The organism is Nesterenkonia ebinurensis (assembly GCF_008711175.1).
Taxonomy (GTDB): domain Bacteria; phylum Actinomycetota; class Actinomycetes; order Actinomycetales; family Micrococcaceae; genus Nesterenkonia; species Nesterenkonia ebinurensis.
In genome coordinates, this window is record NZ_VWNF01000050.1 from 1 (window position 1) to 14253 (window position 14253).

A 14253-nucleotide genomic window follows, 5' to 3' on the forward strand; every position below is an offset into this window, starting at 1 on the left:
GATCCCTAGCAGGGCACCCCGGATAGGTGGCCGAGCGTGTCTTGAGTCACGACCGGAATGAAGCGACCAACTCCCATCCTCGCCAGCCAGTCCCAGACCAGCTACCTCAAGACTCACAGCGTGTCTGATAGACCGACGAGTTGGCGAGCACATGATGTACGCGATGACCTTGCGGCAGTTTATATCGCAAACCCCTGTGAGTGAGCAGGGCTCAGTCGGGTGGTCCCACGGCACCATGCATCAGGCAAGAGTTGTGCCCGGGCACGCCCTGGAAGGGCTCTGTGCCGTTCTTAACCAGAAGCGGCAACGGCCCGCTCGCGTCCGGGGGGAGGCGCGAGCAGGCCGTTGCCTGTCATGGTGCCGGAGAACTACAGCTGAGCTTGGCGGGCTCGCGTCCTCCGGACAATTGCGGTGCCAGCTACCAGGAGCAGCAGTGCCAGCACGACCAGTCCGCCGATGGCGGCTCCGGTGATGGCCAGGCCGGGACCTGAGGGGGCCTCGGGACCGGGGTCCGGCAGGTCTAGCAGGTCTCCATCTGTGCTGGTGACCGGCTCACCAGTCGGCGGGGTGCCGGTCACTGAGGCGGTGTTCTCCACCTCCCCAGCATCGACGTCATCCTGCGTGAGCTCGTAGGTTGCCGTAGCAGTCACCGACTCACCCGGAGCCAACACCCCGGACTCAGCCGGCCACTCACCATAGGCGATCTCCGAGAGACCCTCCAGCTCATCCGTGATGGAGACCCCAGTCAATGTCACCTGGCCCGTGTTCTCCACAGTGAAGGTGTATTCCACTGTGTCTCCCGGATTGCCGGTGCCATCCTCCTCGAGCTGACTCGTCTTGACCAGATCGATGGAGGCCTCTCCAGCCAGCGGGTGCAGGTGCTCGTCCTCGTCCACCGGAGGCTCGCCACTCGGCGGGTTGCCGGTGGTGCTGGCGAGGTTCTCCACCTCACCGGCATCCACATCAGCCTGCGTCAGGGTGTACGACGCCGTAGCAGTCACCGACTCACCCGGAGCCAACACCCCAGACTCGCCCGGCCACTCACCATAGGCGATCTCCGAGAGACCCTCCAGCTCATCCGTGACCGAGACATCAGACAATGTGACATTGCCAGTGTTGGTCACCGTGAAGGAGAAGTCCACCTCATCGCCAACCTCGCCCGAAGCCTCCGGGTCGAGCTGTCCGACCTTGCTCAGCGAAATCCGCGGATCACCTTCCACGGAGACGATTTCTTCGTCCTCGTCCACCGGAGGCTCACCACTTGGCGGCGTGCCAATGACGGTGGCGGTGTTCTCCACCTCACCGGCATCCACATCAGCCTGCGTCAGGGTGTACGACGCCGTAGCAGTCACCGACTCACCCGGAGCCAACACCCCAGACTCGCCCGGCCACTCACCATAGGCGATCTCCGAGAGACCCTCCAGCTCATCGTCAATGCTGACATCGGTCAGAGTGACATTTCCGGTGTTGGTGGCGATGAACGTGTACTCGACCTCATCGCCGGCCTCGCCTTCTGCCTCACCGGTCAGTCCACCTGACTTCGCCAGGTCGATCTGCGGATTGCTGAGAACGATGACAATGTCCTCATCCTCATCCTCCACGGGATCGCCGGTCGGCGGAGTGCCGGTGGTGCTGGCGAGGTTCTCCACCTCACCGGCATCCACATCAGCCTGAGTCAGGGTGTACGACGCCGTAGCAGTTACCGACTCACCCGGAGCCAACACCCCAGACTCGCCCGGCCACTCACCATAGGCGATCTCCGAGAGACCCTCCAGCTCATCGTCAATGCTGACATCAGACAATGTGACATTGCCAGTGTTAGTCGCAGTGAACTCGTAGGAAATCAGGTCTCCGGCCTGTGAGTTCGGGCCCTGTTCCAGAGTGCCTTCCTTGACCAGGGAGATCTGAGGCTCAGCGTTCACGGGAACAGTTTCTTCGTCCTCGTCCACCGGAGGCTCACCTGTGGGTGGGGTACCAGTGGTCGTGGCGGTGTTCTCCACCTGACCGGCGTCCACATCAGCTTGCGTCAGCTCATAGATCGCCGTGGCAGTCACAGACTCACCCGGAGCAAGCACCCCGGACTCACCGGGCCACTGCCCATAACTGAGCTCAGAGAGGCCCTCGAGTTCGTCACTCACGGCAACATCGGTCAGCGTGACATTGCCGGTGTTGGTCACCTCGAAGGTGTAGGTGACGATCTCGCCGGCAACCTGATCGGCGTCGTCGTCGAGCGATCCTGTCTTGACCAGGTCGATGGCAGGCAACTGAGGGACCGGCTGCTCGTGCTCATCTTCATCCTCCACGGGATCGCCGGTCGGCGGGTTGCCGGTGGTGCTGGCGAGGTTCTCCACCTCACCGGCATCCACATCAGCCTGAGTCAGGGTGTACGACGCCGTAGCAGTTACCGACTCACCCGGAGCCAACACCCCAGACTCGCCCGGCCACTCACCATAGGCGATCTCCGAGAGACCCTCCAGCTCATCGTCAATGCTGACATCAGACAATGTGACATTGCCAGTGTTAGTCGCAGTGAACTCGTAGGAAATCAGGTCTCCGGCAGCAGAGTTGACACCGGCGTCCAGCGAGCCGGTCTTCTCCAGTTCGATGTCAGGGCTGCTGGCCACCGGCACCGTGTACTCGTCCTCATCCTCGACCGGGTCGCCGGTCGGCGGAGTGCCGGTCACTTCAGCGAAGTTGTCCACCCCACCAGCATCCACGTCAGCCTGGGTCAGCTCGTAGGTCGCGGTCGCGGTGACTGACTGGAGCGGTGCCAGGACACCGGTCTCGCCTGGCCAGTCCAGGTACTCGAGGTCCGACAGGCCCTCCAGCTCATCACTGATTGACACTTCACTCAACGTGACGTTGCCCGTATTGGTCGCAGTGAAGGTGTAAGTCACCACATCACCAGCCGCGCCAGGCGCCTGTGGGTCCAGCAACCCGATCTTGTCGAGCGAGATCCGCGGTCCCGGCTCGACAGGAACGGTTTCATCGTCCTCGTCAACCGGATGCTCTTCATCACCAGGCGGCGTTCCGGTGGCGGTGGCGTCGTTGTCGACCCCACCAGCATCCACATCGGCCTGAGTCAGGGTGTACGACGCCGTAGCAGTCACCGACTCACCCGGAGCCAACACCCCAGACTCGCCCGGCCACTCACCATAGGCGATCTCCGACAGACCCTCCAGCTCATCGTCAATGCTGACATCGGTCAGAGTGACATTACCGGTATTTGTGACGGTGAAGGTGTAGGTCACAAGGTCATCGGCTATGCCCTCGGCCTCAGGATCCAGCGCACCAACTTTGTTCAAGTCAATGTCCGGAAGGCGATTGATCTCAACGATCTCCTCGTCCTCGTCCTCCACAGGCTCTTCGTCATCTCCAGGAGGAGTTCCGGTGGCAGTCGCGGTGTTGGGCACCTCGCCGGCGTCGATATCGTCCTGGGTCAGCTCATAGGTCGCGGTGGCAGTCACCGACTCACCGGGAACCAAAACTCCCGGCTGATCTGCATCCGGCCAGTCACCGAAGACAATCTCCGGATCCTCACCCAGCAGAGGATCGGAGATCCCCACATCTGTCAGGGTGACATTACCGGTATTGGTCACCACGAAGGTGTAGACGACTGGGTCACCAGCGATGCTGTCGGGACCTTCGGTCAGCTCACCTGTCTTGACCAGGTCGATGGCAGGATTCTGCGGGATGGGCTGTTCGTGCTCATCTTCATCCTCCACGGGATCACCGGTCGGCGGGTTGCCGGTGGTGCTGGCGAGGTTTTCCACCTCACCGGCATCCACATCGGCCTGAGTCAGGGTGTACGACGCCGTGGCAGTCACCGACTCACCCGGAGCAAGCACCCCGGACTCACCCGGCCAGGCATCCTCGTCAATCGTCAGCGGCTCGTCGCTGATCAGTGGGTCACTGATCTCAACACCGGTGAGTGTGACATTGCCGGTGTTGGTCACCTCGAAGGTGTAGACGACATCATCGCCGGCCTCACCCTGGGCGCCCTCTTCGAAAGCGCCGGTCTTCTCTATGCCGATATTCGGTTCCGCGGGAACAGTGACGGTCTCGTCATCTTCGTCCTCCACAGGATCACCACTGGGCGGAGTGCCCTCGGTGGTGGCGGTGTTCTCCACCTGACCAGCATCGACATCAGCCTGAGTCAGCGTATAGGTTGCAGTGCCGGTCACCGACTCCCCCGGGCTCAACACGCCTTCTTCACCCGGCCATGCATCATCTGCGAAAACGATCTCGGACAGCCCTTCCAGCTCGTCCTCAATCGTCACCTCGCTCAGGGTGACGTTGCCTGTGTTAGTCGCGGTGAACTCGTAGGTGATCACGCCACCTTCATTAGCATCAGCCAGTGTGCCGGTCTTCTCCAGTCCGATGCTGGGTGCCTGTGGAACGACGACAGTCACGCTGTCTTCGTCCTCAACGGTCTGATCCTCAGGTGTGGTGCCGACAACGTTTGCGGTGTTCTCGACCTCGCCAGCGTCGATATCGGCCTGGGTCAGGGCATAGGTCGCCTCCGCGGTGACGGTCTCACCTGGGTCGAGGACACCCTCCTCACCCGACCAGTCCAGGTACTCGAGAGCGGACAGGCCCGGCAGTGGGTCGTCAATGGTGACGTCGGTCAAGGTGACGTTGCCCGTATTCTGCGCGATGAAGGTGTAAGTAACGATCTCACCGGGGACTCCGATGGCATCTTGGTCGAGGATGCCGATCTTGTCCAACGAGATCCCTGGCTGGTGGGGAAGCGGGATGTTGTACTCATCTTCGTCCTCAACCTCTTCGCCGACCGGAGAGGTCCCGGTCACTGTGGCCTCATTGTCGATTCCACCATTGTTGACGTCAACTTGGGTGACCTCGTAGGTGGCGGTGGCTCTCACCGAGTCCCCAGGAGCCAGCACACCTGTCTCATAGGGCCACTCTTCGAACTCGATCTCGGAGAGGCCCTCCAAGTCGTCATCCAACTCGATGGCAGAAAGTGTGACGTTGCCGGTGTTGGTGATGAGGAAGGTGTAGGTGGCCACATCTCCAGCCTCACCCTCAGCGTCTGCGGGAAGCAGACCACTCTTGATCAGTGAGATGCTCGGGTTGCCTTCGATGAAGACCGTCTCGTCATCCTCGTGTTCGACAGGATCACCGCTCGGTGGGGCGCCTTCTGTGGTGGCGGTGTTGTCTACCTGACCAGCGTCCACATCAGCCTGGGTCAGGGTATAGGTTGCTGTGGCCTCAACGGTTTGGCCCGGAGTTAGCACACCAGGCTCGCCGGGCCAGGCTTCCTCGGCGATCTGCAGCGGCTCATCGCTGAGCAGCGGGTCGTGAATCACGACTCCGGTCAGGGTCACATTGCCGGTGTTTTCCACCTCGAAGGTGTAGCTGACGGTGTCGCCCTCAACCCCTTCGGACCCATCAGTAAGTTCACCGGTTTTCACGATGGTGATATCCGGATCGCCCTGCACCTCGACAGAGGCGGAGTCCTCGTCGGAGACGGGGTCTCCAGCAGGCGGATTACCAGTGGTCGTCGCGGTGTTGTCCACCTGGCCTGCATCCACATCAGCCTGGGTCAGCAGGTAGCTCGCGGTGGCGGTCACTGACTGACCAGGTTCTAGGACACCAACCTCACCTGGCCATTCGCCGAAGACAATCTCGGAGTCCGCGTCGTCGAGCAGAGGATCAGTGATGCCCACGCCCGTGAGCGTGACGTTGCCGTTGTTGGTGACCTCGAAGCTGTAGTTGACGATGTCATCGGCTACTCCGGTGGCGTCGTCGGCCAGATCACCGTTCTTCGTCAGTGAGATGCTGGGGTTACCCTCGATCAGTAGGGTCTCATCGTCTTCGTCTTCTACAGGTGGGCCCGTCGGTGGATTGCCGATCACGTCCGCATTGTTGAACACTGAACCGTTGTTCACATCTGACTGGGTCAGTGTGTAGGTGGCAGTCGCGCTTACCGATTCTCCGACCAGGAGCACTCCTTCTTCACCGGGCCAGTCATAGGTCAGCTCAGAGAGGCCGGGGAGGGAGTCATCAGTGATCTCCACCCCGGAGAGGTCTACGTTACCGGTGTTGGTCGCGGTGAAGGTGTAGGTGACCTCATCGCCAACGACTCCTGCGGCGTCCTCAGCAAGTGAGCCGGTCTTCGACAGCTCGATTGAGGGTGAGAACTCTGGTATCTCCACGCGGTCCGGATCTGTGTCAGTGACGGGACTTCCCACCGGAGGCACACCAAAGACTGTAGCGAAGTTGTCCACGTATCCGTTCAATACGTCCTGCTCGGTCAGCTGATAGCTGGCAGTGGCACTAACCGACTGACCCGCTTCGAGCACCCCGGGGGCTCCTGGCCAGTCGCCGTAGACGATATCTGAAAGCCCTTCGAGCTCATCCACCAGATCAATGTCCGCAAGAGTGAACTCTCCCTCATTGGCGATGTCGAACGTGTAGGTGACTGTGTCACCGGCTTGGCCGTAAGCTCCACCGTCAAGTTCACCGGACTTGTCCAGCGAAATGACGGCGCAGTTCTCATTAATAACGTCAACCAAAGTGGTCCGGAGGTCTTCGAAGCCGGACATGTAGTAGTCGGAACCTTCAACAGGACCAGTGATCTGGGAAATGTTGTTGACGAAGAGCTGCGGGTTGCTCAAATTATCAGCAACGCCAATGCCTATGATGCGGGTTCCCCCCGCCTTCAACGCGTTGGCGCGGGGTATTGCGGCATTGAGCGCCGTTGTATTGGAAACGTTTGTTTGCGGATTGTTCCCGACCCCGGTTGCGGTGGGCTCGCCGTCTGTCACGAATAGCAGCGCATCGTAGTATTCATCCGATTGGTGGGGCGTGTAGATCCCCGCCTCCCAGTTGGTCCAGAAGCGCGGATTAGTAGGCTTTACCAGGCCGTTGATGTGGTCGGTGAGGGTTTGCCTTCCCTGCTCGGTGCTTGTAGGAGTGAGCGGCAGAATCGCGTTAGCACCAGGCCCATTGGTCGTTGCCCAAGCTGGAGAATGGGACGCAAAAGTGTGGACCGATATGTTGACCGGATAATTGGCAAGGTCTTGTACCAGCGCAGTGAGCTCCTGCTTGGCGGTGTTCAGCTGGTTGTTTGACACCGAACCGGAGAGGTCCACAGTCACTGCGAGGTTCTGCTCACACCGCTGTTGCAGGGGCGGATTGGTGTAGGGCTGAGCATGCGCAGCTGGAACCCCCGTAACAACGGTAGTGACTGCCATGAGGCATGCTGTTAATAACGCGGCGACGCGACGCCCCATGGTTCGGGACGGAGGGCTCTGTCGCCCGCGTCTCCGGGCCTTCTGAAAGAACACTGTGACGACATTGAAGAATCGCACGACAAAACTAAGCGACCTCTGCTCTTGTCCTTTACCGGGCGTCATAGAGACTCCATTCATCTGAACCTGAAAACAACGAATTGGCCTATAAGCACGCTCCAGCCTGAACATCAGCTGAAAGAACTGCCCTGATTCCTGGTTTTTGACCTGGAACAAGCTGGGCGCCGGCCGGGCATGCTTAATCCGCTGCCCAATATTCCTCAACTAAAACTGCAAATTTGCCGAATTGAAGCTATACGCCGGCTTTTCACCCTGAAGTTCACCCTTTGAGATTGAGGGTGATAACCCCACGAGCTAGGGGTCCCCGTCTACCCTGAGTGGAGTAACCCGCTGCTATAGGCGCGCTCAAGCGCTTCAGCTCGCGAACGCACCCCCAACTTGCGGTAGATTCTCCGAAGATGGGTCTTCACCGTGTTCTCAGACACGAGCAGCCTACGGGCGATAGCCGCACGGGACTCGGCGTTGACGAGCTCGTCCAGCACACGATGTTCTGTGTGGGTGAGCTGCACGTCTTGGAGCGGTTCGGGAGATGACCGCTCGTCCTCACCTCGCATCGCCTCAGCTAGATCATGGCGATCCGGTGCGTACTCGTGCAGCAATCCGGTCAACCAGCGCGGCGGAATGACCATGATGTCGTAGGGCGAACCGCATTCATCCGCCAGAGCGAGCGCAGTCACAAACTGCCGCCCAGCAATCTTGCTGTCAGCATTCGGGTAACCTTCCTCGACGAGGCCGAGTTCTGCCTGGACCCAGCAGAGTCTCATACTGATCTCCTCCCGCAGGGTGATCGAGGTACTCTCCAGGATTTCTGCCGCAATGTCCCGTGCTTTGAGCCAGTCCTCTTCATACAGAGCGAGCACCGCGGCCACTCGCTCAATGCTCACTCCGGGCCGTCCCGGGTAGTCAGTCTCCCGAGCCTGGTCAAGATACTTCGACGCAGTAGCCAGAGCGCCGGCGGTGAAAGCGACCGCAGCAGCCCGGGTGAGCAGCTGGACTTGCATGTATGGACTGGTAGGCGGGCGGTCACCGCGTGCAGAAAGTTCCGCAGCGACATAACTCACTATGCCAGGCTCCTTGAAGTAGAGCGCGAGCCGTGCGCGGATATCAAGAATAAAAGCCCAATACTCTGTGCTGCCCTGATGATGCTTGAGACGGTCAAGTTCGGCCGCCGCCGTTTGCGGCCGCCGATCCGCCAGAGAGACATAGGCGGAGGCAATGCAGGCAGGAGCACCGAAATAGCTTTCGTCCCAAGCTGGCGGCAGATCGAAGGAGTGGATCCAGTTGAGCACCCGACGAGTGGCATTGATGTTTCCAGACCCTGCATGGATTAAGGCTTTGATACCGGCACTGTGGAGATTGCGCCAGCTGAAGCGCGCCTGTTCGTCGGTCAACGGTTGAACGATCGGTTCGATCAGCCCCAATGCGTCGGCGTAGTGACCTAGAAACAGTTTGGTGTTGGCCGCAAACTGCCGCAGCGCCTTGACCACCCAGACCTGGGCTGCCTGCACCACGAACCGCTGGTCCTGCGGGACCTCCAAGCCCTCACCCCGAACGACGCGTCCCTCGACGCGAGGCAACAACTCGGTGATGATCTCGTCGGCATGGTGGAAATCGCCGACCAGATAGTGATAGGCGAATGCGACCGTCTGGTTCATCAGACGATGCAGCCCCCGGGTCTCGGGATCCAACATAGACAGAGTGTGATCCCCCACGGCAGTCAAGGTGGCTATGGTGGTCTCCGGACGACCGGCCAGCAGCGCCAAGCGGAACCAGCCAAGGTAGGGCCATTGCCGTATCAGCTCGGGGGAGGCCCGATCGAGGATACGAGTAAGCTCCTCCCTAGCGACATTCTGGAGCTCGTTGAAGTGCAGCAATGTCAGTGCGGAAATCCGCTCCCATGACCCCGCGCGGTCGGCAAGCAGCAAGGCCTGTCGAATATGTCCCTTATGCTCACACCACTCAGATATGGTCACATAGACACGGCGCAGCTCAGCCGGTTGGATACGTTCCAGAGCGAGTTCCCGCAGACCCTCCACCAGTGCCGGATCCAGGTAAAAGGTGCCGCCCTCGTGGAACTCGCCGTGCCCAGCATCACGCAGGCGCCGCAGGACCCTCCTGGCTCCGAAGGCATCCATGACGAGCAGGTTTGCAGTGAGCTGCTCATCGAGCATGGGAGGAAGCGCCAGCCGCAGCAGAAGTCTCTGGTCCTGAGCTGGTGTGCTCTCAGCCAGCAGCCGCCGCACCAGCCGCAGGTTCAACTGTTGCCGCACGTTCTGCGCAGTCTCAGCGGTAATGACCGAATCCCGCTGCTCGCGAGCGCGGTACACCATCGCCTGCAGCATCAGTGGGGAGGAGATCCCGCGGAGCACCTCCCCATCAGGCATGGCCAAACCCGCAAGCTCCAAGGAGCTCTGGATCTCCGCCTCGGTCAGCTCAAGATCTGCGTCACCAATCATTGGGACGTGGAAGTCGTCCTGAACATCGAAGATGAAATCCTCATCCAGCCAGGGAGCCAGCAGAACGAATCGCAACGTCCTGCGGCACGCCAGAGTCTTGATGAGGTCCAGTGCCTCCTCCGTCAACCGGTCAGCCCGCTCCACCACGACCACCGCCTCCGCGGCACGGCGCTGCAGCTGCCGAGAAAGAACCGTTCCCATCCGGCGCAGCGGGCGCGGGGCCCATGCTCCGCCAAGATTCTTCGCGTCCTCGTCCAGCAGCTGAGCAGTCTCAAGCTCGTCCACAAGATCGACGTAGAAGTCCCACCCGTTGCCGCCGGAATCCTCGGCATTGAGCCAGATCACGGGCCGCTGTGTGTGCTGTCTAGCCCACTGGGCGGCCACCGTAGTCTTGCCGGTGCCTTCGGCGGCAACCATCAGCACCAGACCACTGCCGGTAACGCTGTCTTCAAGAAGCCTCACCAGGCGGGGACGGTCCGGCACATCATGGGGCACCGCCGGCAGCCGCGGGGAGAAGTACTGCGGCTGGGCTGGACCCAAATGCGGGATAGCAGAGGCATCAGAGGCTCCCGCCTCGAAATCTTGCATCAGCGGAGCACTTCCCGGTGGCCCTGCAGCAAGCCGTGAACATGGGCCACCGACAATGCCTGGCCCCGGCTGACTACTCCCAGCTTCCGATATAATGAGCGCAACTGACTCTTGACGGTGTTGCGGGAGACCACCAGCGCATCAGCGATGCCCTCGACCTCGGGATGGCGGGCAAGGGCGTGCAGGACCACGCGTTCACGCTGGGTCAAGTCAGGCACAAACCTGCTAAGGGGCATAACATTTGGCACTCGCTCACCGCTGAGAACTTCAGCGTTGTCGAACCCCGAACTGATCGCCAGGTCATGAAGGTCCTCCAGCTCCTGCCGCGGCAGCAACATCAGATGGGAACGTACCCCACTTTCCACCGTTACAGCCAACAAATGGTGCACATGAGGTAACGCAGTCTCTATCTCACCACCCCGAAGTGCTGCTGCGCCCCAGATCAGATGGGCCAATGCCACCTGACGAGCAGACGCCTCGGCCAAGTCGAAACCCACCAGCAGGTTGACTGCTTCGCGGTCATGGGCAAGATGCCCCGCCAAAGCGCACACGAGCCGCCCGAAAGAGCAACTCGGTTCGGCAGGTAGCTCTTCGAGTACCGCCCGCGCCCGTACACCGTGGCCTTCGGCTAGGTGCAGAACGGCCCGCACGGGCGCAAGAGTCTTCGACTCATCGGCGAAGACCTTGCTTCGCCGATGGCGTCGCAGATACCTGTCAATGCGCTGTAACCCGTGGGGCACATGCCCAGAAACCAGGTCCGCCAACGCTTCGAGGGCCAGGAACTCGGCCCTGAACTCAGTGGTTTGCAGATGAGGGGCCAGTGCCTGCACCTCTGCGCGCACTGCACGGGTGTCAAAGGACTCCAGTGCGATGAGTCCACGTGCCAAACGGTAAAGCGCCCCCGGAGGGCCATTGAACACGCTTGCCGGCACCTTGAGCTGGGCCGCCTCTTCAATAGCCACACCTGCTGCGGGGAGATCGCCCGCAGCCGCGCGCAGATATGCGGCAGCACCCAGAGTCTGAAACGCCGCCGCAGGCGACAGAGTCTCTATCACAGCAATGTTCTCGTCAAGGACTTCCCATGCTTCGGTGAGGTTGCCGGCAGCGACCAGGCTCAGGGCATTCTCCAGTCGCAGCCACCCGATCTGGTCGCTGAGCAGAGAAAGATCACCCTGCTGTTCCCGGAAAAGCTCCAGTGCCTGACGCGCTGGAGCAGCACACTGAGACGCTTTCCCGCTGAGTCTCAGCGAGATCGCCTCAACGGTCCACAGCGCCGCTGCCTCGATATCGGTTACACGGCCGACCAACCGTCTGGAGCCTGCCACTGTGGCTTCGAAGTACTCCTGGGCGGTGAGTCGGCGGCTTCGCCGCGCATAACAGCCCATGGCAATGGCGAAAGCGAGCAGCGGGTATCTCCTCACCTCTTTCGGCTTCAGGTGAGCGCACGCGTCGAATACGCTGCCCTCGCCAATCAGCTGCATGCCATCTGCCAGCAGAGCTTCGGAGGCAAGGTCATAGTCCTCAGCGGCCACCGCGTATATCACAGCATCCTGGGGTCTGCCCTGCTCCAGGCACCATCGTGCGGTGATGCGTCGGGCCGGGCGCTGAGCGATGGCAGACTCAGCAGCGTGCTCCATCAGTCCTTGCCGAAAGGCGCTGTGGTAATGCCACAGTGGGTCACCGCAGCGCTCGGCGCGAGTGAGGATTCCCTCTCTTTCCAAAGTCTCCAGGATCCTCTGCGGATCGTCGGCATCGGAAAGTTCCCCGGCTAACTGAAGGTCGAACTCCTCGGGCACACAAGTGCGTAGCATGAAGCTGCGGCACTCAGAATCCATACTGCCCAGCACATCACCAACTACTCTGGCAGCGACCTGTGCGACAGTCTCTCCTGCTGCCCGGCTCTGCATGCCCATGATCATGGCGCGCAACAGCAGCGGGTGACCACCGCAGGCTTCGTGAAGAGTACCGCCAAAGCTGTGATCGCCGAGACTTGCGGCTATCATCCGCGACGACTCCTGCGGAGTCAGCAGCAGAGCCGGCGGGCTGATAATGGTCCTACCGATTCTTGCGCCCACCAAGCCGCCCTCCAGATAGCCTCGGGTGCGAGTGGTGACGATGATCCGCAGTCTCGGACAGGTCCGCAGCAGATGGAAGACATCTTCGGCAACATGCTCGGCATCTTCGCAGCGGTCCAGATCGTCAATGACCAGCAGTTCTGTCTCAGCGCCGATGAAGAGCTGCACCAGGGCAGCTCGCATATCAGGGGCCTTCCCCAGCGCCTCGGCAAAGTCAGCTGCACGTGGGGATTGTCCAGCGACGATCTGGGCAGCAGTTACCCACAGACTGCGCCGGGTGGATGCCGGGCAGCCTGCAGAGAGCCACACGCCCAGCGGCGGATTCGCCTGCACATACTGAGCCACCGCTGTGGTCTTTCCGCTCCCGGCCGGCCCGCGACACACGGTGAGCGGGGATTCCGCGAAGGCGGACAGCAGACGATCACGGAGGATGAGACCCTCCGGCACACGGGGAACACCGGTCATAGACTCTGCAGTTTCGCTCAAGGAACTCAAGGAAGATCCTTCATGGAAACTGGAAGGCTGACTTGACTTCATGATAATGCCACCTCGGCTGCTGTCCCCTACTTCCACGCCCCCACCTCAGACGCGATCGCAGCCAGCCGATGAGCGCACCATCGTGCAGATGTCGCACGAAAGTACGTCAGAATCCTTCATCACCAGATGAACCGCCCTCATCGTCGAGTTACTCTCACATCTTATTTAATCTATACATTGAAGACAAGACGACGTTCTTGACGTGAAGTAATGGAGGTGTCCCATCCCCACCCCACGCCCCAGCAATCCCGCATACTCGGTGCCCGTCTGCGCGCAGCGAGGTCGGAACTCGGCTGGTCCCAGGAGAAAGTCGCTCTGCAGGCAGGAATATCCTTGCAGCATCTGAGCCTGCTAGAGCGTGGACTCAGCAACGGACGTACCAAGTCCCCGGCGAACCCCCGACTGGGCGTCCTGCTCAACCTGGCAAAGGCACTGACCATCGACATCGGACACCTAATCGAGCCGCTGCGGATCGACTACTCGGGCTCCCAAGCAGAAGAGGGACACCGGTCGTCATCACCGGAGCACCCACAGGGCACCTAAGCACCGGCACCCAAGAGCTCTATCAGACTCCACAGACGGGATTCATAGCACCAAGGAGCTCGGCGTCGTCGGTGAGATGTTCGTGGTTGAGCAGGCCAGCGAAAAGCCCGCTCGGCCGCCGGTGGTGATTTGAGCCAGCTCCATCTCCCCGACCGCGGCGGCATCCTCCAGAAGTTCCGGCCGGCTAGGGCGTCGGGTTATCAGGTACGCCTTAGTGCCAGCAGCTCTCACATCTGGCCGATGCGCTGGAAGGACTGGTGCCAGGAGAGCGCCTCGGCCAGCAGGTGCGGGGTGTGGCGGCCCGTCGGATTCTCCGCCAGCGCCCGGTCCAGATAGTCCTGCAGCCTGTCCCGGTAATCAGGATGGGCGCAGTTGCCGATGATGGTCCGAGCCCGCGCAGTGGGTGAGAGTCCGCGCAAATCAGCCAGCCCCTGCTCAGTCACCAGGATCTGAGTGTCGTGCTCCGTGTGGTCGATATGGCTGGCAAAGGGCACGATGGCAGAGATTCTGCCGCCCTTGGCCGTGGAGGGTGAGACGAAGAAGTTCAGATACGCGTTGCGGGCAAAGTCACCGGAGCCGCCGATGCCATTGATGATGGAGCTGGCCATCACGTGGGTGGAGTTCACATTGCCGTAGATATCGGCCTCCACCATCCCGTTGATAGCGATCAGCCCCAGCCGGCGGATCACTTCAGGATGGTTGGAAATCTCCTGGGGCCGC

4 protein-coding genes and 1 pseudogene are annotated in these 14253 nt (G+C 60.9%); 1 reads left to right on the plus strand and 4 read right to left on the minus strand.

Annotation, left to right across the window (positions count from 1 at the left end; translation table 11 throughout):
* Positions 1-368: 368 nt before the first annotated feature.
* The 3 genes from F0311_RS17165 to F0311_RS17175 all read right to left on the minus strand — a co-directional run bounded on the left by F0311_RS17165 (position 369) and on the right by F0311_RS17175 (position 12939).
* A complete protein-coding gene (locus tag F0311_RS17165; protein WP_191090010.1) occupies positions 369-7217 on the minus strand; it encodes a DUF7507 domain-containing protein in 6849 nt (2282 codons plus the stop codon).
* 425 nt (positions 7218-7642) lie between these two features.
* Positions 7643-10378, minus strand: a complete 2736-nt coding sequence (locus tag F0311_RS18855; RefSeq protein ID WP_150463182.1) for a LuxR C-terminal-related transcriptional regulator — start codon at positions 10376-10378, stop codon at positions 7643-7645.
* Positions 10378-12939, minus strand: a complete 2562-nt coding sequence (locus tag F0311_RS17175) for a LuxR C-terminal-related transcriptional regulator (RefSeq protein WP_191090011.1) — start codon at positions 12937-12939, stop codon at positions 10378-10380. Before F0311_RS17175 ends, F0311_RS18855 begins: the two co-directional genes overlap by 1 nt.
* 267 nt (positions 12940-13206) lie before the next feature.
* Between F0311_RS17175 and F0311_RS17180 the strand changes: the two genes are divergently transcribed.
* The gene (locus F0311_RS17180; protein ID WP_191090012.1) at positions 13207-13533 is read left to right on the plus strand and encodes a helix-turn-helix domain-containing protein; all 327 of its coding nucleotides are present in this window, start codon (positions 13207-13209) and stop codon (positions 13531-13533) included.
* Positions 13534-13760: 227 nt separating this feature from the next.
* Here the strand turns inward: F0311_RS17180 and F0311_RS17185 are convergent.
* A pseudogene (locus tag F0311_RS17185) lies at positions 13761-14252 on the minus strand (acetyl-CoA hydrolase/transferase C-terminal domain-containing protein); the annotation flags it as partial.
* Between the last annotated feature and the right edge of the window lies 1 nt (position 14253).